Source organism: Streptomyces sp. NPDC006259, assembly GCF_042870975.1.
In the GTDB taxonomy this organism is placed as follows: domain Bacteria; phylum Actinomycetota; class Actinomycetes; order Streptomycetales; family Streptomycetaceae; genus Streptomyces.
The window spans coordinates 74,700-96,748 of sequence record NZ_JBIAHY010000006.1 but is presented as its reverse complement, the minus strand read 5'-3'; the positions used below and the strand labels follow the sequence as shown (position 1 = coordinate 96,748).

22 protein-coding genes are annotated in these 22,049 nt (G+C 72.7%); 11 read left to right on the top strand and 11 right to left on the bottom strand.

What is annotated here, in order from left to right:
• The first annotated feature begins 817 nt into the window (after positions 1–817).
• A complete protein-coding gene (locus ACFYO5_RS24955) occupies positions 818–4,090 on the top strand; it encodes a BTAD domain-containing putative transcriptional regulator (RefSeq protein ID WP_388712519.1) in 3,273 nt (1,090 codons plus the stop codon).
• On the opposite strand, the gene ACFYO5_RS24950 is transcribed toward ACFYO5_RS24955, so the two are convergent.
• A complete protein-coding gene (locus ACFYO5_RS24950; protein WP_388712516.1) occupies positions 4,091–5,779 on the bottom strand; it encodes a bifunctional 3'-5' exonuclease/DNA polymerase in 1,689 nt (562 codons plus the stop codon).
• Between the two features lie 317 nt (positions 5,780–6,096).
• Positions 6,097–6,843 carry a Clp protease N-terminal domain-containing protein gene (locus ACFYO5_RS24945; protein WP_388712513.1) on the bottom strand — a complete coding sequence of 249 codons (747 nt, stop codon included), beginning with the start codon at positions 6,841–6,843 and terminating at the stop codon, positions 6,097–6,099.
• A gap of 85 nt (positions 6,844–6,928) precedes the next feature.
• Here ACFYO5_RS24945 and ACFYO5_RS24940 point away from each other — a divergent pair, with 85 nt between their 5' ends.
• The gene (locus ACFYO5_RS24940; protein WP_388712510.1) at positions 6,929–8,050 is read left to right on the top strand and encodes a DUF2786 domain-containing protein; all 1,122 of its coding nucleotides are present in this window, start codon (positions 6,929–6,931) and stop codon (positions 8,048–8,050) included.
• 36 nt (positions 8,051–8,086) lie between these two features.
• Here ACFYO5_RS24940 and ACFYO5_RS24935 read toward each other — a convergent pair whose 3' ends face one another.
• The 4 genes from ACFYO5_RS24935 to rpmB form a co-directional block, all read right to left on the bottom strand.
• Positions 8,087–8,620, bottom strand: coding sequence for a DUF4232 domain-containing protein (locus tag ACFYO5_RS24935; protein ID WP_388712507.1), 534 nt, complete (start codon positions 8,618–8,620; stop codon positions 8,087–8,089).
• Positions 8,621–8,712: 92 nt separating this feature from the next.
• Positions 8,713–9,270 (bottom strand): hypothetical protein, encoded by a 558-nt coding sequence (locus ACFYO5_RS24930; protein ID WP_388712505.1) that lies wholly within the window; start codon positions 9,268–9,270, stop codon positions 8,713–8,715.
• A gap of 599 nt (positions 9,271–9,869) precedes the next feature.
• Complete coding sequence (gene rpsN, locus ACFYO5_RS24925; RefSeq protein WP_388712502.1) at positions 9,870–10,175, bottom strand: 30S ribosomal protein S14; 306 nt, start codon at positions 10,173–10,175, stop codon at positions 9,870–9,872.
• Positions 10,175–10,411, bottom strand: a complete 237-nt coding sequence (rpmB, locus tag ACFYO5_RS24920) for a 50S ribosomal protein L28 (RefSeq protein WP_388712499.1) — start codon at positions 10,409–10,411, stop codon at positions 10,175–10,177. The genes rpsN and rpmB overlap by 1 nt, the downstream gene beginning before the upstream one ends.
• A 62-nt stretch (positions 10,412–10,473) precedes the next feature.
• Between rpmB and rpmG the strand changes: the two genes are divergently transcribed.
• From rpmG to ACFYO5_RS24895, 5 genes are all read left to right on the top strand, one after another.
• Positions 10,474–10,638 carry a 50S ribosomal protein L33 gene (gene rpmG / locus ACFYO5_RS24915; protein WP_388712497.1) on the top strand — a complete coding sequence of 55 codons (165 nt, stop codon included), beginning with the start codon at positions 10,474–10,476 and terminating at the stop codon, positions 10,636–10,638.
• Positions 10,639–10,643: 5 nt separating this feature from the next.
• Positions 10,644–10,898: a type B 50S ribosomal protein L31 gene (locus tag ACFYO5_RS24910; protein WP_356560610.1), complete on the top strand. Its 255-nt coding sequence runs from the start codon at positions 10,644–10,646 to the stop codon at positions 10,896–10,898.
• On the top strand, positions 10,895–12,079 hold the full coding sequence (locus ACFYO5_RS24905) for a CobW family GTP-binding protein (protein WP_388712493.1): 1,185 nt from the start codon (positions 10,895–10,897) through the stop codon (positions 12,077–12,079). The genes ACFYO5_RS24910 and ACFYO5_RS24905 overlap by 4 nt, the downstream gene beginning before the upstream one ends.
• A gap of 3 nt (positions 12,080–12,082) precedes the next feature.
• Positions 12,083–12,316 (top strand): 30S ribosomal protein S18, encoded by a 234-nt coding sequence (gene rpsR / locus ACFYO5_RS24900; RefSeq protein ID WP_388712491.1) that lies wholly within the window; start codon positions 12,083–12,085, stop codon positions 12,314–12,316.
• A gap of 757 nt (positions 12,317–13,073) precedes the next feature.
• Positions 13,074–13,334 carry a DUF397 domain-containing protein gene (locus ACFYO5_RS24895; RefSeq protein ID WP_356560604.1) on the top strand — a complete coding sequence of 87 codons (261 nt, stop codon included), beginning with the start codon at positions 13,074–13,076 and terminating at the stop codon, positions 13,332–13,334.
• A 96-nt stretch (positions 13,335–13,430) separates the two neighbouring features.
• Here the strand turns inward: ACFYO5_RS24895 and ACFYO5_RS24890 are convergent, their stop codons facing one another.
• Complete coding sequence (locus ACFYO5_RS24890; protein WP_356560602.1) at positions 13,431–13,934, bottom strand: ATP-binding protein; 504 nt, start codon at positions 13,932–13,934, stop codon at positions 13,431–13,433.
• Entirely contained in the window at positions 13,876–14,106 is a 231-nt protein-coding gene (locus ACFYO5_RS24885) for a hypothetical protein (protein ID WP_388713726.1), read from the bottom strand. Before ACFYO5_RS24885 ends, ACFYO5_RS24890 begins: the two co-directional genes overlap by 59 nt.
• Before the next feature lie 182 nt (positions 14,107–14,288).
• Here ACFYO5_RS24885 and ACFYO5_RS24880 point away from each other — a divergent pair, with 182 nt between their 5' ends.
• From ACFYO5_RS24880 to ACFYO5_RS24870, 3 genes are all read left to right on the top strand, one after another.
• Entirely contained in the window at positions 14,289–15,113 is an 825-nt protein-coding gene (locus ACFYO5_RS24880) for a helix-turn-helix domain-containing protein (protein ID WP_388713651.1), read from the top strand.
• Between the two features lie 142 nt (positions 15,114–15,255).
• Positions 15,256–16,716: an aldehyde dehydrogenase family protein gene (locus ACFYO5_RS24875; RefSeq protein ID WP_388712487.1), complete on the top strand. Its 1,461-nt coding sequence runs from the start codon at positions 15,256–15,258 to the stop codon at positions 16,714–16,716.
• Positions 16,717–16,842: 126 nt separating this feature from the next.
• Entirely contained in the window at positions 16,843–17,484 is a 642-nt protein-coding gene (locus tag ACFYO5_RS24870; RefSeq protein ID WP_356560598.1) for a PadR family transcriptional regulator, read from the top strand.
• 224 nt (positions 17,485–17,708) lie between these two features.
• Here ACFYO5_RS24870 and ACFYO5_RS24865 read toward each other — a convergent pair whose 3' ends face one another.
• Together ACFYO5_RS24865 and ACFYO5_RS24860 are read right to left on the bottom strand one after the other, a co-directional pair.
• A complete protein-coding gene (locus tag ACFYO5_RS24865) occupies positions 17,709–19,109 on the bottom strand; it encodes a glutamate decarboxylase (protein ID WP_388712479.1) in 1,401 nt (466 codons plus the stop codon).
• 186 nt (positions 19,110–19,295) lie between these two features.
• Positions 19,296–20,579 carry an ion channel protein gene (locus tag ACFYO5_RS24860; protein ID WP_388712476.1) on the bottom strand — a complete coding sequence of 428 codons (1,284 nt, stop codon included), beginning with the start codon at positions 20,577–20,579 and terminating at the stop codon, positions 19,296–19,298.
• A 265-nt stretch (positions 20,580–20,844) separates the two neighbouring features.
• Here ACFYO5_RS24860 and ACFYO5_RS24855 point away from each other — a divergent pair, with 265 nt between their 5' ends.
• Positions 20,845–21,609, top strand: a complete 765-nt coding sequence (locus ACFYO5_RS24855) for a MerR family transcriptional regulator (protein WP_388712474.1) — start codon at positions 20,845–20,847, stop codon at positions 21,607–21,609.
• A 15-nt stretch (positions 21,610–21,624) separates the two neighbouring features.
• Here the strand turns inward: ACFYO5_RS24855 and ACFYO5_RS24850 are convergent, their stop codons facing one another.
• Positions 21,625–21,990: a YbjQ family protein gene (locus ACFYO5_RS24850; protein ID WP_356560590.1), complete on the bottom strand. Its 366-nt coding sequence runs from the start codon at positions 21,988–21,990 to the stop codon at positions 21,625–21,627.
• Between the last annotated feature and the right edge of the window lie 59 nt (positions 21,991–22,049).

The window sequence follows — 22,049 nt, the reverse complement described above, 5'->3', positions numbered from 1 at the left end:
CGCCGCGAGGAGTGATCCGTCGCGCACGGTGTCGTGGACGGCGTCCGCGAGCGGGCAGCGCCCGGCGGGCGATGCGTGGGCGGCAGACGCGTGGGCGGGCGGTGCGCTTGCCGGTGGTGCGTTAGCGGGCGGTGCGCTTGCCGGTGGTGCGTTAGCGGGCGGTGCGCTTGCCGGTGGGGCGCTTGCGGACAGGGGCGCCGACGGGTGGTGGGCCGACGCGGTGTGGCTTGACCGGCCTGGGCGCATCGTCGGCTGTCCGACGCGGCCCTCGACTGTGGCGGCCCTGCACGGACCCGGCCCTACAAGGACCTCGCCTTTTGCGGACCCGGCCCTTTACGGACCCGGCCCTTTACGGACCCGGCCCTCTATGGACTCAGTCCCCGACGCGCTCGGCTCTCGACGAGGGTCCGTGGGCGGTGGGTCGCGGAGCGGGCCCCGGTCGTTCACCTCCGCCGACCGAGGCCCACACACGCCTCCGGATCCGGCCGCGGCGGCGACACTCCCCCGAGTAACGCGTTGTACGCGCGCGCCGTCGGGCCAGATCCGATGTTGTGATCACATCAGGTCACACCAACGAATCGCTAACATGTGGCCAACGGCTGTCGCTTCGCCGCGGTTGTCGTCGCTGTGGATCTGGCGCGAAATCGCCGGGCGAACGGGGAGAAGCGGCTGGAACGGTAGCGGATCCCTGCGGGAACCGTCAGGGACAGGGTGGCGGAACACCGCCGTACCGGGGGCGGAAACCCGCCAACGCGGTGGGGTTCACGCCGAGAAGCGCGCCCCGGGACGGGCGCGCGGAAGGGTGAGGGTCGGCGTCATGCGGCGGTACGGGCTGCGGTTCGGACTGCTGGGCCCACCGGTCCTGTACGACACCACCCCGACCGGTGCCCTGGATGCTCGCCCCGCCTCGTCCGCTCCCCCTGCCTCTCCCGCCTCGTCCGCTTCCACCGAGCCCACCGCTCCCGTGCCCCGCAGCATCCGCAGCCCCAAGGTGCGTGCCCTGCTGGCCGCCCTGTTGCTCGACGCCGGCCGGATCGTCCCGGTGGAGTCGCTCAAGGAGGTGCTCTGGGGCGGCGCACCGCCCACGTCCGCGCAGGCCTCGCTGCACAACCACGTCACGCGGCTGCGCCGCATGCTCGACGACCCGGCGCGTCTGCGTACGGTGCCGCCGGGCTACCAGTTGCGGATCGAGCACGGCGAACTCGACGTCCACGTCTTCGAGCGTCACTTCGCCGCCGCTCGCGGCGCACACGCCGCCCACGACTGGGAGCGTGTGCTCGGTACGTGCACGGCGGCGCTCGCCCTCTGGCGGGGCAGCCCCCTCAGCGGACTCCCCGCCGAACTGGGCGGCTACGCCTTCACCCAGCGCCTGAAGGAGGCGCGCCTGCTCCTCCTGGAGTGGCGCTACGACGCCGAACTCGCCTTCGCCGCAACCGGAGGGGGAGCGGGCACGGGTACGGGTACGAGCACGGGAGCGGAAACGGGCACGGCAACGGGAGCGGGCACGGGCACGGGAACGGATGCCCAAGCGGGCACCGGCACCGACCGCCTCGTCCCCGAGTTGGCCGCTCTGGCCGCCGAGCATCCGCTGCGTGAGGCGTACCACCGTCAGTTGATGCTGGCCCTGCACCGGTGCGGCCGCCAGGCCGAGGCCCTCGCCGTCCACCGCGACCTGCGGGCCCGCCTCCTGGAGGAACTAGGCGTCGAACCGGGCCCGGCGGTACGCGACGCCCATGTGGAGATCCTGCGCGGCCAGGAAGCGGCCACCGAGACACCGACCCCGGTCCTCGCCCACCGCCCTGCCCAACTCCCTCCACCGCCCGCCCACTTCACCGGCCGTACCGATGTCCTCCGCTCGCTGCACCGCACGCTCACCGGGGAGCCGCCGGTCGGCGCGGGCCCCCTCGCGGTCGTCAGCGGTATGGCAGGCGTGGGCAAGAGCGCCCTCGCCCTGCACGTCGCCCATGCCATGAAGGAACGTTTCCCCGACGGTCAGCTCTACATCAACCTGCACGGTGCCACCCCCGGCATGACCCCCCTGACCGCGGGCCAGGCCCTCGCCGCCCTCCTCCGCGACCTCGGCACCGACCCCCGGCACATCCCCGAACACCCCGACGCGGCGTCCGCGTTGCTCCGCACCCTGCTGGCGTCGACGCGCGCGCTCCTGGTGCTGGACGATGCCGCGCACGCCGCGCAGGTACGCCCGCTGTTGCCGGCCGGCCCCGGCTGCGCGGTGATCGTGACCAGCCGCTCCCCTCTCACCGCCCTCGACGGCGCCCACCGCTTCCCGCTCGCACCCCTGTCCGACGAGGACAGCGCGGCCCTGCTGCGTGCCGTGTCGGGACGCGACGGCCTCGGCCCCGGGCACCCCCTCGTCGGCCTCACCGGCCGCCTCCCGCTCGCACTCCGAGTCGTCGCCGCCCGCCTCGCCGCGCGCCGGGCCCTCACCCCGGACGTCCTGGCCGGCCAACTCGCCGACACCGACGGCCGTCTGCACCACCTGGAGTACGACGACCTCAGCGTGCGCCGCTCCCTCGCCGTCGCGCACGACGCGCTCGCCGCCTCCGACCGCGAGGCCGACCGCGACGCCGCCCTCGCGCTCCGCCACGTCGGGGCCCTCGACCTGCCCGCCTACGGCGTGCCGCTGCTCGCCCGCCTGACCGGCACCGACGCGCGCCGCGCCGAGGCCGCGCTCGACCGCCTCGTCGACGTGGCGCTCCTGGAGGAGACGGCGTACGGCCGCTACGCCCCCCACGATCTCGTGCGGGACTTCGCTCGCGAGCTGGCGGAGACCCGGGCCGACGGCGACAGCGACGGCGACAGCGAAGGCGAGGGCGAGGGCGAAGGCGACGGTGAAGGAGGCGGCGACGGCGCCGAAGCCGCTGCCCCGAGGACGGCGGCCGAAGCGGCTGCCCCGAGGACGGCCGCCTTGTCCTGGTACGCCGCCGTCGCCGAGCGCGCCCTGACGGCCATCGTCGAGCCGGGCCCCGACCAGGACGACCGCCGCCTGCCCACCGCCGCCCAGCCGCCCGCGCACGCGGCCCAGGTGCGGGACGTACCGCCCTTCGCCGGCCCTGAGGACGCCTTCGCCTGGGGAGACAGCGAACTGGAGAACATCGTCGCGCTGGTGGAGGGCGGCGCGTACGGCACCGGCAAGGAACTCCGCGGCGGCCGGGGCCGGGCGTACGGCACCGGGGCCGACGACGCGCCCCTCGTCTCTACCCTCCTGCGCCTGATCTTCCCCTACCTGCACCGCAGCGGCCGGGTCGCCGAGATGGAAGTCCTCGGGCGGACCGCCCTGCGGACGGCACGGAGGCTCGGCGACGAGGCCGCCGAGGCCTACGCGCTGGGCGATCTAGCGGGCCTGCACTTCCTGACCGGCCGGCAGAAGGTAGCCCTCGCCCTCACCGACCGGGCCCTGACGATCTGGCGGCGCCTGGACCGGCTCTCCTGGATCAGGCGCTGCCTCAACAACCGGGGCCTGCTGCTGGAGGGCCTCGGCCGCTACGAGGAGTCCGGTCTCGCGCTGCGGCAGAGCCTGGAGTACTCGCGCCAGCTCGACGACCGGCACGGCCAGGCCGTCACCCACAGCCACCTCGGCAACCTGTACGAGCACACCGACCCACGCGCCGCCATCGAGCAACACCGGCTCTCGCTGGCCATCGGCGACGAGATCGGGGCCGTACTGGTGCAGCACTCGGCGCACTGCAACATCGGCTACGCCCATCTCTCGCTCGGTGAACCGGCCGCCGCACGGCCGCACTTCGAGGAGAGCCTGCGCATCCTCGGCGGCCACGGCGACTGGCACGGCGAGTCCCAGACCCGGCTCGGCCTGGTCCGCGCCCTGCGCCTGCTGGGCCGCACCGAGTCCGCCGCCCGCGAGTGCGCCGCACTGCTGCGCGGCGCCGACGCCCGCGCCGACCGCTACACCGGCGCGCTCGCCCGCCACCAGCACGGGCTCCTGCTGCGCGAGCAGGGCCACCCGGCGCGGGCGCGCAAGGAGTGGCGGCGGGCGCTGGCCGCGCTGGACGGCACGGACGAGAAGGCCGTCGTCAGTGAGCTGCGGGAGCTGCTCGCCGGGGCGGGATGATCACTTGGCATCGGCATAGCACTGCACGACGGCCGTCGTGAACGGGAACCGTACCGGTGTCCGCCCGAACGTCAGCCGTCCGGCCAGGTCCGACGCCTCCCGGATCGCGGTGACGACCGTCTCGGCCTCCTCCTCGGGACAGTGCACGATCACCTCGTCATGCTGGAAGAAGACCAGCTCGGCGGCGAGACCCGCGCAGGTCTGCCGCAGCGCCGCGAGCAGCAGCAGGGTCCAGTCGGCCGCGCTGCCCTGGACGACGAAGTTGCGGGCGAAGCGGCCTCGCGCGCGGGCGTCGCTGGAGGCGTACCCGGGCACCCACTGGCGTACCTCGGGCGAGGGCTCGTCCCCGGCCGGGATGCCCGCCTCCTCCGCGGCGTCCTCCCCGGCGCCGGCCGCGGGCGGGCAGGTCCGCCCCAGCCAGGTCCGCACCAGCCGGCCCTCCTCACCGGCCCGCGCGGCGTCGTCCACGTACGCCACCGCGCGCGGGAAGCGGCGGCGGAGCGCGGCGAGGTTCTTCAGACCGTCGCCCGAGGTCTGGCCGTAGACGGCGCCGAGCACCGCGAGCTTGGCCTGGGCGCGGTCGCCGGCGAACGCGCGCTCGGAGACGGCCTGGTAGAGGTCGCTCTCCCGGCCGGCCACCTCCATCAGCCCCGGATCGCGGGAGATCGCCGCCAGGACGCGCGGTTCCATCTGGTCGGCGTCGGCGACGACGAGCCGCCAGCCGGGGTCGGCGACCACGGCCCGCCGGATCACCTTGGGGATCTGGAGGCCGCCCCCGCCGTTGGTCACCCAGCGGCCGGTGACGGTGCCGCCCGCGAGGAACTCGGGGCGGAAACGGCCGTCGCGCACCCAGTCCTGGAGCCAGGACCAGCCGTGCGCGACCCAGATGCGGTACAGCTTCTTGTACTCGATCAGGGGCTTCACGGCCGGGTGGTCGAGGGACTCGATCTCCCAGCGTCGGGTGGATCTGACCCTGATGCCGGCCTGCGCGAACGCCTTGACCACGTCGGCGGGCAGATCCGGCCGGACCCGGCGCCCGAAGGCCGCCGACACCTCGTCCGCGAGTTCCGCGAGGCGCCGGGGCTCGCCGCCGCCCGCGTACCGCTCGCCGAGCAGCTCGTGCAGCATCTCGCGGTGGACGTCGGCGCTCCAGGGCAGCCCCGCGCGGTTCATCTCGGCGGCCACCAGCATCCCCGCCGACTCGGCGGCCGTCAGCAGCCGCATCCGCTCCGGGTGCTCCGCCCGGTCGTGGCGCCGCTGCTGCTCGGCGTAGACCGCGAGGAGGTCGGCCAGCGGCAGGGTCGTCGCCTGCGGTTCGAACAGCGGGGACTGCGCGCCGGGCTCGGCGGCACGCTGCGACGGGTCGGACGGGACGGATCCGCCGCGCAGCCGGGCCAGGGCGGCGGCGGCCGAACGAGGCTCGCCGTGCCGCCCCTCGTGGCCGAGGAGGAGGGTCTCGGCGTCCTCGACGTCGTAGCACCGCTCGACCCGCACCCCCGCGGCCAGCAGTCGCGGATACACCTCCGCCGTGGACCGCCACACCCACCGGCTGACGTCCGGCCGGGACCGGACCGCCGCCGCCAGGTCCGGCTCCCGGACCACCGGGCCCGCGGGCATCCCGTCCGGACCGAGGGCGGTCAGCTCCACGCCGCCACCCTCGGCCGGAGCGAGTGCCCAACGTTCGGCCATGTGGCGAGTGTCGCAGGGAGGTGTGACAACGGCCGGAACGGCGGCCCGGCGCGCGCACTGCTGTCCGGCCTCGGCCGCGCGCACGGCCGCCCAGTGCTGCACCCCGGCACCCCGGCCGCGCGCACGGCCGCCCAGTGCTGCACCCCGGCACCCCGGATCACGCGGGCCCGGATCGTCGCCGGGATCGGCGACGCGGAACGTCGCCCGGACCGGCGGCGCGGCGGTGGCCCGGACCGGAGGCCGGAATCGGTGGGTGGGACCGGTGACCCGGACCGGAGGCCGGACCGGTGGCCCGGACGGCGAGTGAGCCGGATCCCTCAGGCCCCCTTCTCGTCCTCCGTCGGCCGCAGGGCCTGGATCCCTGCCAGAGTCTCCTCGACGTACCGCTCGACGCCCGCCTTGTCGACGCCGAGCCCACTGAGGACGCCCTCGCCGTTCTCGAACTCCAGCAGGGCCAGCAGGATGTGTTCGGTGCCGATGTAGTTGTGGCCGAGGCGCAGGGCCTCGCGGAAGGTGAGTTCGAGGACCTTCTTGGAGCCCGCGCCGTAGGGGACGAGTTCGGGCACGTCGTCGGCGGCGGGGGGCAGTGCGGCGGTCGCGGCCTCACGCACCGCCTCCGGGGTGACGCCCTGAGCGACGAGTGCCTTGACGGCGAGCCCGTCGGGCTCGGCGAGCAGCCCGAGGACCAGGTGGGCGGGCCGGCCCTCGGGGCTGCCGGCCGTCTTGGAGGCGCTGTGGGCGGCCATGACGGTGTTCCGCGCGCGGGAGGTGTACCGGCTGAAGCCCTGGCTGAGGTCGAGGTCGGCCGACTCCCTCGGCACGAACCGCTTCTGCGCGGCCTGGCGCGTCACGCCCATGCTCCGGCCGATGTCGGTCCAGGAGGCCCCCGAACGCCGCGCCTGGTCGACGAAGTGGCCGATCAGGTGGTCCGCCACGTCCCCGAGGTGCTCGGCGGCGATGACGGCGTCCTGGAGCTGGTCCAGGGGCTGGGGGTGCACCTTCTTGATGGCGTCGATGAGGTCGTCGAGACGGACGGGGGAAGTGGAATCCTGCGGCGAGGTCATGTGTCAACCGTAAGTTGACAGTCTCCTCCCGTCAACCCTTGGTTGACAGTCCCGTGCCGGTACGCGCGCGTGGCACGATCGACGGGTGAGCAGCACGCCCAACACCGTCGAACGCGCCTTCCGGGCAGCCCTCTACGACGACACCGACGCCTCCCTCGACACCGGCGCGTCCCTGCTGGCCGCCGACCCGGCCGCGGACGCCGAACTCGCCCGCCGCGGCGAGGAGTTCCTGGCGGCGGCCTGGCGCCGCGGCTGGCAGCCCGCGGACCTCGTACGGCTCGTCCGCCGCGACCTGGAGGACACGCACGTACGGCTGCTGGCGGCGCTGATCCACACGCAGGCGCCGCACGACCGGGCCCGCGGCCGGCGCTGGTCGGCCCAGCTGGAGGAGCTGCCCACCGACCCGCTGTCCACCGGCCCCTCACCCCGTACCGGCGACCGCTTCTCGCACGCGACGACGACCCTGGAGCTGTACCGGCTGCTGCTGCGGCTGCCCACCCTGGAACCCCTCCAGGAGGCGAGCGGACAGCCGCGCTCCGACTCCCGCATGCTCACCCGCATCCGCGCGCTGCTCGCCAAGGCGGAGGCGACCGGGTTTCCCGAGGAGGCCGAGGCGCTCACCGCGAAGGCGCAGGAGCTGATGGCCCGGCACAGTGTCGACGAGGCGCTGCTCGACGCGGCGGCCCCGGCGCCGGACGCGCCCGGCGCCCGGCGCATCGGCGTCGAGCCGCCGTACGAGCAGGCCAAGGCGGTGCTGCTGGACGCGGTCGCCGGCGCCAACCACTGCCGGGCCGTGTGGAACGAGCCCTTCTGCTTCTCCACGGTCGTCGGCTTCGAGGCCGACCTGGAGGTGGTGGAGCTGCTCTACACCTCACTCCTGGTGCAGGCACGGACCGCGATGACGAAGGCGGAGGCGGCACAGCGGGCGGGCGGCCGCAGACGCACGAAGACGTTCCGCCAGTCCTTCCTGGCCGCCTACGCCCACCGCGTGGGCACCCGCCTGGCCACCGCGGCCGAGACCCCGATCACCGCAGACCTCCTCCCCGTCCTGGCCTCCCGGGAGGTGGCGGTCTCGGCGGCCACGGACCGCCTCTTCCCCCGGACCACCACCACCCGCCTGCGCGGCGTCACCGACGAAGCGGGCTGGACGGAGGGCGCGGAGGCGGCGGACCGGGCTCAGGTCCACTCCCGCCCGCACCTGCCCTGACGCGGGGGAGAGGTCAGCGGGACGAGGTCCCCGAGGTCAGTCCCCCGCCACCTGGAACGCGCTCACCGACGCGTCCGGCTTGTCGCCGTCCTTGCGGGCGACCGCGCCGTACGACCAGTCCAGGCTCTCGGTGGCCGACGCGTCCGGCAGGCCGTACTTGAGGGTCTTGACGGCGAAACTGGCGTCACCGTCCTCGCCGCGGACGTAGGTGATCGTGAAGGAGGCGGCGCCCTGCTCGGCGAGGGACAGCGACTGTGCCTCGCCGGCCTCGTCGCGGGGGACGTCGACGGTGGTCCCGTCGGCCTCCAGCTCGACCTTCGGGAAGCCCTTCAGAGTGCACTCCTTGCCGCCGTTGGTGACCGTGACGGTCACGTTGCCGGTGTCCCCGGCGGCGGGCGCGGCGTTCACGGCACCGGCCGCCATGGTCAGGTCCCCGGCGGCGCAGGCGGTACCCGAAGGGGACGAGGCCTTGCTTCCCCCGTCGCCGGAGGCGCCGTCGTCCCCACCCCCGCAGGCGGTGAGGAGGAAGGCGGCGGCGAGGGCGGTGACGGTGATCGGAACGGCGCGCATGAGTGGTCCCTACGGTGATGTGACGGTGCTCGGAGGATCATCACGCATGAACGCCCCCGCCGGTGCGCGCCCCCGCCGTCGTGATCGCTTCGCTATCCCAGACCGGCCGTCGGCAGCCCGGACGGCCACTGTCCGCCCTCCGCCTTGGTGTACGTCTCCTCGCCGGCCGCGCCGTCCCAGGTGATCCTGAGGCTCTTGCCGTCGGCGGAGTCGACCATGCCGGTCGTCCGGTCCTTCTTCCCGCTCGGGCAGGTGAGCCGGATCATCGTCATGGCGGCCTCCTTGCCGGCGGTCCCGCTGCACACGGTCCCGCCGGTCGCGAAGAGGGCGGCCTGCCGGCCGGTGATGATCAGGGCGACGGCGCGGCCGTCCGCCGTGGCGAGCCAGCTGCCCTCCAGCTCGCCGGAGGCCGTCACGGAACCGCTCGTGCCGCCCGTCCCACCGCTCCCCTCCCCGGTGCCCGTGCCGGCCGTGACACCCGGCGTGGCCGAGGAGGCGCCGTCGGATCCGTCGCCGTCGCTGCACGCGGTCACGGCGAGTGCCCCCGCCAGGACGGCGGCGGTCACGGCGACGGCCCGCACCCCCCGGCGGGACGTCCCGCGCGCGGGACGCGAGGTGGGCGAGGGGCGCGAGAAGTTCGCCGAAGTCACTGCGGGCTCCCAAGCAGTAGCCGGACGGCCGGGTCGACCGGAAGAACCGGAAAGAACCGGAAGGACGGCCAGCAAGCTACCAGCCGGGGAACAAGGACGACCCAGCCGGAAGAGAACCGCGCCCACGAGGATGGGGAACCGATCGCCCATGGGGAACCGAGCCCGCCCGGAAGGAACGGAACCGTCGGGAGGGGAATCCGAGCCCGTCGGAAGGGACCGGGACGCCGGAAGGGCACTGAGGCCCACGCCCGAAGGAACCGGGACGTCGGGAGGGGAACCGAGGCCCGCACCCGAAGGAACCGATCGCCGATGGGGAACCGAGCCCGCCCGGAAGGGGACCTCTCGCCAGAGGAGAACCGAGCCCCGCCCGGCGGGAACCGGCGGGTCAGGGGAGCCAGGCCCGCCCGGAGGGAACCCGCGTGTCAGGGGAACCGAGCCCGCCCGGAAGGAACCGGGACGTCGGGAGGGGAATCCGAGCCCGCCCGGATGGGGACCGGGACGCCGGGAAGGACCCGAGGCCCGCCCTCACGGAACCCCCCAGCCCGGCACCTCGGTGCCCCCGCGCCCCGCCACCCCGCACCCCGCCACCCCGCACGACCTCACCAGGAAGCCTTGCGCACCCCCGGCAGATACCCCGCGTGCGCCTGCCCCCGCAGACTCACCCGGGACAGTCCGAACGCCCCGTAGTACCCGCGCGGCCGGCCGTCCACCTGGTCCCGGTTGCGCACGCGGGTGGCGCTCGCGTCCCGTGGCTGCCGGCGCAGTTCCCGCTGTGCGGCCAGGCGTTCCGTCTCCGTCGACGAGGGCCGCCGGACGATCTCCTTCAGCTCGGCGCGCCGCTCGGCGTACCGGGCGACGACCTCCTGCCGCTGCTCGTTCTTCGCGACCTTGCTCTTCTTCGCCATCAGACCCGCACCCCCCGTGCCCGGATCCGGGCGACGGCCGCCTCGACGCCGATCGCGTCGACCGTCTTGATCCCCTTGGTGCTCAGCCGCAGCCGTACCTGACGGCCCTCGCTCGGCAGCCAGTACCGCTTGGACTGGATGTTGGGGTCGAAGCGGCGCGAAGTGCGCCGGTGGGAGTGGGAGACGCGGTTGCCGAAGCCCGGCCGGGCGCCGGTCAGCATGCAGTGCGCGGACATGGGTGACGTACCTCTCCTCGAAGCTTGATGCAAATGGAAGTCATTTTCAGTAAGGTATCAGCATGGCACGCAACGAACTGCGCCCGGTCATCAAGCTCCGCTCCACCGCGGGGACCGGCCACACGTACGTCACCCGTAAGAACCGCCGCAGCGACCCGGACCGTATGACCCTGCGCAAGTACGACCCCGTCGCCGGCCGCCACGTCGCATTCCGAGAGGAGCGCTGACCGCCATGCGCGAGGGAATCCACCCGTCGTACGGCCCCGTCGTCTTCCGTGACCGGGCCGCGAACCACGCCTTCCTCACCCGCTCCACGATGAGCAGCGAGAAGACGGTCGAGTGGGAGGACGGCAACACCTACCCCGTCGTGGACGTCGAGATCTCGAACGTCAGCCACCCCTTCTACACCGGCACCGCCCGCGTCCTGGACACGGCCGGCCGCGTCGAGCGCTTCGAACGCCGGTTCGGGAAGCGGGGCGGGGCGTGAGTCTGCCGGTGGTGATCGTCGGCGGGCTGCACGCCGAGGCCCGCCGCACGACCGTCGCGCGGCTGCTCGCCGAGGTCCCCGGCAGCGTGGCGCTCCACCACGACCTGGCGACGGCGGCGGCCGGCACGGTCGTCCGCACAACTAGGGACGCCGGGGGCATCCTCTTCGCGGGTGAGGCGCCACTGGTCGACGACTGCGCCTGCTGCGCCCTGCGCGAGGACCTCGTGCCCGAGCTGCTCCGCCTCGCCGACGACCCCGCCACCCGGCTGGCGGTCGTCGAGCTGTGGGACTCCGTCGAGCCCAGGGCGATGGCCGAGGTGGTGGTCGCCGGCGGCCTCACGGTCACCGGCGTGATCACCGCCGTCGACCCGGCGCTCCTGCTGCCGTACCTCGGCAACGGCGACGACCTCGCCGAGCGCGGCCTCGCCGCCGCGGCCACCGACCTACGGACCGTCGCCGACACCTTCGCCCGGCAGCTGGAGTACGCCCCGGTCCTGGCCGTCGTCGACTCCCCGGAGGCCGACGACGAGGACCGCGAGCTGCTGGCCCAGCTCCATCCGACGGCCCGCCGGGTGCCCGTCCCGGACGGCCGGCGACGGAACGCGGCCGACCCGTCCGCACGTGCGAAGGCACGGGAGCCGCGCCCGCCGCTCGTCGCTGCCGCTCTCGCCGGCTTCGACGTGGAGGCCGCCGCCGCGGCCCAGCATCCGGCCTGCGCGCTGCTGCCGGCCGAGGCCGACGCACATGGCGTCACCACCTTCGTCTGGCACCGCCGTCGCCCCTTCCACCCGGAGCGGCTGTACGCGGCGCTGGAGGATCTGACCTGTGCCGCCGCCCGCAGCCGGGGCCGGTTCTGGCTGGCGGACAAGCCCGATGTGCTGCTCCACTGGGACGCGGCCGGCGGAGCCCTCTGCGTGGAGTCGGCGGGCCCCTGGCTGGCCTCGCTGCCGGACGCGGCCTGGGAGTTGCTCCCGCCGGTACGCCGTGCCGCGGCCGCCATGGACTGGCATCCCGAGCACGGCGACTGCTGCCAGCACCTGGTCTTCACCTCGCCCGGCCTCGACCGCGACGGCCTCGACCGGCTGCTGGAGTCCTGTCTGCTCACCGACGCGGAGTACGCCGCCGGGCGGGGCGCCTGGAAGCGGCTGCCGCCCGCCTTCGACGCCCTCCTGGAGGTCTGACCCGTGCCCCGCACCAGCGAACGCCGGCCCGCCAGGAACCGGCCCAACCCGCTGGATCAAGCCGGGATCACCTACATCGACCACAAGGACACCGGCCTGCTGCGGAAGTTCGTCTCCGACCGCGGCAAGATCCGCGGTCGCCGGGTCACCGGCGTCTCGGCCCAGCAGCAACGCCGCCTGGCACGGGCCGTGAGGAACGCCCGCGAGATGGCGCTGCTGCCGTACAGCAGCCGCTGACGGCCCCGCGAACCTCGGCACGTTCGTACGAACGCTCCTCTCATCGCCGTACCAGCCGATGAGCATCTGTACGACCGGAAGCGCGCCGGCCGTCCCGTCGTCCTGGCGGGATGCACCGGTCCGATATCCGCCGACCGGCCGTCTCCCGCGACCTGCTCGGAGACCGGCCGCCCTCGCCCCCTCGGACGGCGTCTCCGTCGCCCGAGGGGGTGCAGCCGTTTTCGGGCGGGGAGGCGGAGCGGGCGGCCCCGGCCTGTTCGCGGCGGGGAAGGCGACGGCGCGAGGGCGTGCGCGACGCCGATGCCGGGGCTGCCGGGGGTGGCCTGCGGGGCCGGCCGGTGTACCGAGTGGACGGTCGGCGTCCGCCCAGGCGAGGAGTGATCCGGCCATCCGCGGCGACCGGCTCCGGAGTCGGCGGGCCGAACCGCGTCCGGGACGGTGGAACATCGAGGGCACCCGATGCGTCTCTTCCTGTGCATGGGTGGTTCCATCCGTACTACTTCTTGCACCCGGTGCTGCCACGGGATCGCCCGGGTGAACCGGTGGTCGCCTGCGCGACGGGCGTCGGAGCAGGCGCCGCAAGGGCTTCCAGTGCCGTCCGGGCTCGGTAAAGCGGGCGTCAAAGCTGTAACCGCGCACGCACCCCGCGTGCACGTGCATCTGCTCATGCAAAGGCATGTGAACGGGGCTATGATCCGGAACAGTTGACCACGGCATCTATGGCCACACGAGCCAGTGCACCAGCAGGGAGCGACCTGTGGACCACGACGTTGACGGGGGGCACGACGTGTACAACGGCATGGCGGCCACACAGTTGTCCGGGGTTGCCTGGCAGAAGAGCCGGCACAGCAATTCCCAGGGGTCCTGCGTCGAGTTCGCGCGGTTGCCCGGCGGCGACGTGGCCGTGCGCAACTCACGCTTCCCGGACGGTCCCGCGCTCGTCTACACGCGGGCCGAGATCGAGGCGATGCTCCTGGGTATCAAGGACGGCGAGTTCGACCACCTGGTCGTCGGCTGACGGCGGTCCGCCTCGACGTCCGACGGGCCGGGAAACACGGTCCACCAGGGGCTGCGACGCGCGTAGAAACGCGACACCGGAAGGCCCTGCTGCGCGTCATTCGGCGGGGGAGCGCAGCCGGAACAGCGCCCAGACGACCTTGCCGCCCAGGTTCGGGGAGAGCGGATGCCAGCCCCAGCCCTCGGCGAAGGAGTCGACGAGGAGCAGGCCGCGGCCGGACTCCGCCGCGAAGTCGTCCGCCTCGCGCGGCAGGGGACTGTCCCGGCTGGGGTCGCGCACCGCGCACACCAACCGCTCGGTCCAGCGCAGCAGGTGCAGACGCACGGGCGGCTGCCGCTCGGGCAGGCAGGGCGCGGCATGGGGCGACAGTCCGTGCCGCAGGGCGTTGGTCACCAGTTCCGAGACGACCAGGCACACGTCGTCGAACCGCTCGTCGACGTCCCACTGGCCGAGGGTTCTGCGGGTGAACTGCCGCGCTTCGCGCACTGCTTCCAAGCGGGTCGGCAGAGCACAGGACGCCGCGTCGGACACGGCCGCGGGATCAAGCGGCGGAAGGCCCTGCCGTAACGGCTTGAGCATGGTCGATCCATTCGTCCCCATGCGAGGCACTCCCGGGAGTCGCGGTCGTTGCGATGCAGCGGTGGCGCGGGACCATGCTTTCCGATGCGAAGGGCAGATGCAAGGGCAGATGCACGTGCACGTGACCGAAATGGACCCGCACGTACCGCTTCTTGGCCATTTTTTCCGCCATCTTCTTGTGGATGGCGAACACTTCCCTTGCTTTCTCCTCACCCTTCCCTCGCGGCGCGCCGTGTGTACCCTTTGGTTTTTTCCCATCTCTGTAATCGGACGAGTACTGCTCGAAGTGTTTTAGTGGCAGACTGCGGGCCCTGAGGACGGTTGGGGAGGCTGGCGAACGTGAGCGCGGGAGAGCCCGGATCGGTGGTGCGGCGGATGCTGCTCGGCTCGCAACTACGGCGACTGCGGGAGACACGCGGTATCACGCGCGAGGCCGCGGGGTACTCGATCCGGGCGTCCGAGTCGAAGATCAGCCGGATGGAACTGGGCCGCGTGAGCTTCAAGACACGTGACGTGGAAGACCTGTTGACGTTGTACGGCATCTCCGACGACGCCGAACGCCAGGCGCTCGTCGGTCTCGCCCGCGAGGCCAACGTGGCGGGCTGGTGGCACAGTTACTCCGACGTCCTGCCCAACTGGTTCCCCACCTACGTCGGCCTGGAGGGCGCGGCCGCCCTGATCCGGGCCTACGAGGTGCAGTTCGTGCACGGCCTGCTCCAGACCGAGGCGTACGCGCACGCGGTCGTGCGGCGCGGGATGAAGGGCGCGAGCGCGGCAGACGTCGACCGGCGCGTGGCCCTGCGCATGGAGCGGCAGAAGTACCTCGTCGCCGAGAACGCCCCCGACTTCCACATCGTCCTCGACGAGGCCGCTCTGCGTCGGCCGTACGGCGACCGCGAGGTCATGCGCGAGCAGCTTCAGCACCTGATCGAGATCTCCGAGCGCCCCAACGTGCGGTTGCAGATCATGCCGTTCAGCTTCGGCGGGCACTCCGGTGAGTCCGGCGCCTTCACCATCCTGAGCTTCCCGGAGTCCGACCTGTCGGACGTCGTCTACCTGGAGCAGCTCACCAGCGCCCTCTACCTGGACAAACGCGAGGACGTCACCCAGTACGAGCAGGCGCTCAAGGAACTTCAGCAGGACAGCCCCGGCCCCGACGAGAGCCGGGACCTGCTGCGCGGGCTGCTCCAGCTCTCCTAGGTCACCCGCTCAGGGTTTTCCCTCGGGAACCCCAGGAGTGCCCCAAGTGGCGCCCCAACTCCCTTGAAACACCCGTACGATGACGTGTGATCAGATCGTGATGCCGATCGCAGCCGATCGCAGCAGGGGATTGAGGGATCACATGTCGTCGTACTCCACCGACCTGGCCCAGCAGTACATCGACGGCAAGTGGCGTGCCGGCACGGGGTCCTGGGACATCATCGACTTCAACCCCTACAACGGCGAGAAGGTCGCGTCGATCACGATAGCCACCGTCGACGAGGTCGACGAGGCCTACCGCGCCGCCGCCCGCGTCCAGAAGGAGTGGGCCGCCACCAACGCCTACGCCCGCCGCTCGGTCTTCGAGAAAGTGCTGCGGCTGGTCGAGGAGCGCGAGGCGGAGATCAGCGAGATCCTCGTCGACGAGGCCGGCGGCACGTTCGGCAAGGCCGCCTTCGAACTCCACCTGGCCAAGGAGTTCCTGCGCGAGTCGATCCACCTGTCGCTGCGCCCCGAGGGCCGGATCCTTCCCTCGCCGATCGACGGCAAGGAGAACCGCGTCTACCGCGAGCCGGTCGGCGTCGTCGGCGTGATCAGCCCCTTCAACGTGCCGTTCCTGCTGTCGCTGAAGTCGGTCGCTCCCGCGCTGGCCCTCGGCAACGGCGTGGTGCTCAAGCCGCACCAGAACACCCCGATAGCCGGCGGCACCGTCATCGCCAAGCTCTTCGAGGACGCCGGGCTGCCCCCGGGCCTGCTGAACGTCGTCGTCACCGACATCGCCGAGATCGGTGACGCCTTCCTGGAGCACCCGGTCCCGCGGGTCATCTCCTTCACCGGCTCCGACAAGGTCGGCCGGCACGTCGCCACCGTCGCCGCCTCGCACTTCAAGCGGTCGATCATCGAACTCGGCGGCAACAGCGCGTTCGTCGTCCTCGACGACGCCGACGTGGACTACGCGGTCGACGCGGCCGTCTTCAGCCGCTTCGTGCACCAGGGCCAGGTCTGCATGGCCGCCAACCGCGTCCTGGTCGACCGCTCGCTCGCCGACGAGTTCACCGAGAAGTTCGTCGCCAAGGTGAAGACCCTCAAGGCCGGCGACCCGCGCGACCCGCAGACCCTCATCGGCCCGGTCATCAACTCCTCGCAGGCGGACGCCCTCTCCGGCATCGTCGACCAGGCCATCGCCGAGGGCGCGACCGCCCTCCTGCACGGCGCCACCACCGACAACCTGGTCGAGCCGTCCGTGCTCAGCGGCCTTCCCGCCGACTCCGCCCTGCTCCAGCAGGAGGTCTTCGGTCCGGTGGTCTTCATCAACACCTTCGACGGCGAGGAGGAGGCCGTCCGCCTCGTCAACGACACCCCCTACGGGCTCAGCGGCGCCGTCCACACCGGCTCCATCGAGCGGGGCGTCGCCTTCGCCAGGCAGATCGTCACCGGAATGTTCCACGTCAACGACGCCACGGTCCACGACGAGCCGATCGTGCCGTTCGGCGGCGAGAAGAACTCCGGCGTCGGCCGTCTGAACGGCGAGACGACCCTGGAGGCCTTCACGACGACGAAGTGGATCTCGGTGCAGCACGGACGCAGCGGGTTCCCCTTCTAGCCCTTCCGGCATGCCGTAGGCCCGTCTCGCCGTCCGGCCGGTTCCCTCCTCGGGCGCCGGCCGGTCGCGCCTCCCGCTCCCCGGCCCGTTGTCCCCGCCGGTTCCGGGCGGCCTAATCTGGACGTCATGTCAGCGATCCGTCTCCTCGTGCTGGGCTCGGTGCGCCAGCACGGGCGGGCCCACGGCTACCAGGTGCGCAACGACCTGGAGTACTGGGGCGCCCACGAGTGGTCCACCGCCAAACCGGGCTCGATCTACCACGCCCTGAAGCAGATGGCGAAGCAGGGACTGCTGCACGCGCACGAGGTCGCCCCGTCCACCGTCGGCGGCCCGCCCCGCACCGAGTACGAGATGACCGAGCTGGGCACCGAGGAGTACTTCCGGCTGGTGCGCGAGTCGCTGTCGTCCTACGACCAGAAGATGGACGTGAAGTCGGCGGCCCTCGGCGTCATCGTGGACCTGCCGCGCGCCGAGGCCGTGTCGCTGCTGAAGGAACGGGTCCGGCGCATCGAGGAGTGGCGTTCGGCCGTCACCGAGCACTATCTGCCCGAGGCGGGCCCGGAGCAGTTGGGGCACATCGGCGAGATCATGAACCTCTGGGTCCACACGGCGGACGCCGAGGCGGAGTGGACCCTGGGTCTGATCGCCCGCATCGAGGGCGGGGCCTACACCTTCTCCGGGGAGGGCGAGCCGTTCGTCGGCGTCCTCACGGACGACCAGGAGAACCCCTACGCGACGGGGGAGCGGCACCCCGAGGACGACCACTGACACCTGGCCGGCGCGGAGACGACCGCCGAGGACGTGCGCATGGGGCGCGGCCACCGGCAGGTGTCGGCCGGACCGGGATCCGCACGGACGGCGACCGCCCCACGGGACCCGTCCGGCCCGGCCGGGAGGACCGGCGCGTGTGGCCGGCCGTCGTCCGGCCGCTGATCCCGCCTGTCGCCCACTTCCCGCTCGTGACGGGCGCGGCGGGCGCGTGAGCCGCCGGCTCAGTGGTGGAAGCCGGTGGCCGCCCCCTTGTCCCGGGTCAGTGGGTGCGGCTGCCGGCGCAGCTCCGGCAGCAGCCGCGTCAGGTCGTCCGCGAACAGGTCGGCGAGGTCCGACGAGAAGCCGTTGCGGCACACGACCCGCACCACGGACAGGTCCTCCCGGTTGGGCGGGAAGGTGTACGCCGGCACCAGCCAGCCGTGCTCACGCAGCCGCCGCGAGACGTCGAAGACGTCGTAGGACTCGACGCCGGGGGCCGTGGTGAAGGCGAAGACGGGCAGTTGGTCGCCCCTGGTGAGCAGCCGGAAGTCGCCGAGCGCCTCCACCCGGTCGGCGAGGCTCCGGGCGACCTCCCGCGTGGACCGCTGTACGGCCTGGTAGCCCGTGCGGCCCAGCCGGAGGAACGTGTAGTACTGCGCGACGACCTGGGCGCCGGGCCGTGAGAAGTTCAGGGCGAAGGTCGGCATGTCGCCGCCCAGGTAGTTGACGCGGAAGACCAGTTCCTCCGGCAGGGCCTCCCTGTCGCGCCACAGGGCCCATCCGACACCGGGATAGACCAGCCCGTACTTGTGCCCGGAGGTGTTGATCGACGCCACGCGCGCGAGGCGGAAGTCCCACACGAGGTCCTCGTCCAGGAAGGGCGCGATCATCGCGCCGGACGCCCCGTCGACATGCACCGGGATGTCCAGGCCGGTCCGCTCCTGAAGGGCGTCCAGGGCCGCGCACAGCTCGGCGATCGGCTCGTAGGAACCGTCGAAGGTGGAGCCGAGGACGCCGACGACCCCGATGGTGTTCTCGTCGCACAGCTCGGCGGCGGCCTGCGGATCCAGGTGGAAGCGCTCGCCCTCCATGGGCACCAGGCGGGCCTCGACTTCCCAGAAGTTGCAGAACTTGTCCCAGCAGACCTGGACATTGACCCCCATGACCAGGTTCGGCCGGGCGGTCGGGTCGGGTTCGCGTCTGCTCCACCGCCGCTTGAGGGCCATTCCGGCGAGCATGCACGCCTCGCTCGACCCGGTCGTCGAGCAGCCCACGGCCGCCGAGGGATCGGGCGCGTGCCAGAGGTCGGCGAGCATGGCCACGCAGCGGCGCTCCAGCTCCGCGGTGCGCGGGTACTCGTCCTTGTCGATCATGTTCTTGTCGCGGCACTCCGCCATCAGCACCCCGGCCTGCGGCTCCATCCACGTGGTGACGAAGGTGGCCAGGTTCAGCCGGGAGTTGCCGTCCAGCATCAGCTCGTCGTGGACCAGCTGATACGCCGTCGAGGGCGGCGTCGGGCCGTCCGGCAGCCGGTGCTTGGGCGGTGCCTCGGTCATACCGCTGACCGGGTCCGCCTCGCCGTAGAAGGGATTCACGGACAGGGAACGCTCGTCGGGCTTCGCGGAACCTTCGTGCAGGGCCATGGAAGTCTCCTGTCGGAGGGCTGGGTGGGGGGCTGGCTGGGGGCTGATGGGCGGGGAGGGGCCGGGGGCCTAGGGGTCGGGGTGGGGAACGGAAGGTCGGAGGGTCGGGGGCCGGGACGGGGACTCGACGGGGCGGGGAAGGCGGCGGCGTCCTACCGCTTCATCGGATCGGGGGGTCCGATCGGTTCACCGGATCGCCGCCCCGTTCTCCCGCAGCTGCATCTGCGGCCTTCCGGTCACCAGCAGCCAGGCCGGCAGCGAGGCGATGCAGAGCAGCGCGATGATCGCGGGGGAGGCGACCAGGACGGCGGCGACGAACAGGCTCACCCAGCCCTGCCGGGTGATGGCGAGCAGCACGCCGAGCACGCCCGTCGCCACCCCGACCGCCGGATGGACCGCGGGCACGAGGGCGTGAGCGGTCAGCCCGAGGGCGACCCCCACGAACACCGCCGGGAAGATCCGTCCGCCGCGGAAGCCGCAGGCCGCGGCGACGAGCAGCGCGGCCAGCTTCACCACCGTCATCGTGGCGAACTCCCCCGCCGTCCAGCCCTCGGGATCGTGAGCCAGCTCCCCGACCTCGTCCAGCCCCTTGAAGAGCGTCAGATGGCCGCCCAGAGCCGCCAGCAGCCCCAGCACGACCCCACCGGCCGGCAGCGCGAGCAGGGGATGCCGCAGTCGGGCGAACCCGCCGTGGACGTACGGGAAGGCGCGCACGGCGGCCATGCCGAGCAACGCCCCCACGGAGGCGATCACCGTCGCCGACAGCAGATCGCCCCAGCCGGGCCGCCCGAACGACGGCAGCCCGAGGTCGAAGGTCGGACGGGCGACCAGGGTCGTCGTCATCGAGCCGGCCGCGGCCGCGACGAGCGGCGCGAAGACGTTGTCCCACAGCGGCCCCTCGGTCTGCCGCCCCGCGAGCGCCTCGGAGATGAGCAGGGCCGCCGCGACCGGCGTGCCGAAGAGCGCCCCGATCGTCGCCGCCTCCGCCAGCACCGGCCACGCCCGGCCCGGCGCCCGCGGCAGCAGCCGACGGCCCAGCCAGTACGCCACTGCCACGTTCACCGCGATGATCGGGTTCTCCGGGCCCAGACTCGGACCGCCGGCCAGCATCAACACGGTCGCCAGCAGCAGTCCCGGCAGCACCACCGGCGGCAGCAAGGGGGCGTCGAGGCCGGTGGTCGCGGGATCGGGGCCCGCGTGGCCGGGCGCCTTCCACACCACCAGCCCGACCGCGATACCGGTAGTGGTGAGCATGACGAACATCCACAGCACCGAGTAGCGGCCCACGCCCAGCGCATCCGGCAGGTTCTTCCACAGCACTCCCTGCAACTGCTCGGCGACCCAGCTGACCAGTACGAACAGCAGGCTCGCCAGCACACCGACGACCAGGGCGGGCAGGATCGAGGGCAGCAACGCGCGCGCGGGGCTCGCTGGAGAGGGGGGCGTCTGCCGCGCGGTGTCCTGGGCCACGCGCTCACGATAAGCGGACAAATCGGGTGCTGCGCGGGGAGGCGGGCAGTCCGGGGAGGCGGGCAGCCCGCGGAAGCCGGAGCGGCCCTGGTGGCCGGAGCCACCGCGCAACGGGAGGCACCGTAAAGCGGGACTTACCGGGAAACGGGACCTGCCTGGGCGGGCGGAGCCGTCGGAGGAGGGGGAGCTGCCCGGGAGACGGGCTTGCACCTCACGTCGCGTGAGGGCCCACGGTGGAGTGCGAACCGAGAAGGGAGCGGACGAAGTGAGCTATTCCGTAGGACAGGTCGCGGGCTTCGCCGGAGTGACGGTGCGCACCCTGCACCACTACGACGGCATCGGCCTGCTCGTCCCGAGCGAGCGCAGCCACGCGGGCCACCGGCGCTACAGCGAGGCCGACCTCGACCGGTTGCAGCAGATCCTGTTCTACCGAGAACTCGGCTTCCCGCTCGACGAGGTCGCCGCCCTGCTCGACGACCCGGAGGCGGACCCGCGCGCGCACCTGCGCCGTCAGCACGACTTGCTGACCGTCCGGATCGAGCAGCTTCAGAAGATGGCCGCGGCCGTGGAACACGCCATGGAGGCACGTGAGATGGGCATCGACCTGACCCCCGAGGAACGCTTCGAGGTCTTCGGCGACAAGGATCCCGAGCGGTACGCCGAGGAGGCGGAGCAGCGCTGGGGCGGCACCGAGCTGTACGCCGAGTCGCAGCGCCGGGCCGCCCGCTACACCAAGGAGGACTGGCAGCGCATGCAGGAGGAGGTGGCCGACTGGAGCGGACGCTACGACGCGCTCATGGCCGCCGGTGAGCCGCCCACCGGCGAGCGGGCCATGGACATGGCCGAGGAACACCGGCGGCACATCAGCGAATGGTTCTACGAGTGCTCGTACGATTTCCACCGGTCCCTCGGCGAGATGTACGTCGCCGACGAGCGGTTCAGGGCGTTCTACGACTCCACCCGTCCGGGTCTCGCCGAGCACCTCAAGGGGGCGATCGCCGCCAACGCGGCCCGGCATGCGTCCGCGTAGCGTCCCGGCCCGGGGTCACTCCCGGGCCACGACCACCGCCGTCCCGTACGCGCACACCTCGGTGCCGACGTCGGCCGCCTCCGTCACGTCGAAACGGAACGCCAGCACGGCGTTGGCACCACGCGCGCGTGCCTGCTCCACGAGCCGGTCCATGGCCTGGTTGCGGGTTTCGACGAGCGTCTTGGTGAGGCCCTTCAGCTCGCCGCCGACCATCGACTTCAGTCCGGCCCCGATCTGGCTCCCCAGGTGCCGAGAGCGCACCGTCAGTCCGAACACCTCGCCGATGACCTGCTCGACCCGGTGCCCGGGTACGTCGTTGGTGGTGACGACCAGTACGTCCGGCCGGGGCCCCTGGCCGCCGCCGTAATCTTCGATGCCCATGCTCACAGGTTTGCCCGATCCGGATCACAGTGCATCCTGGGGAGCCCCATGGAACCCGG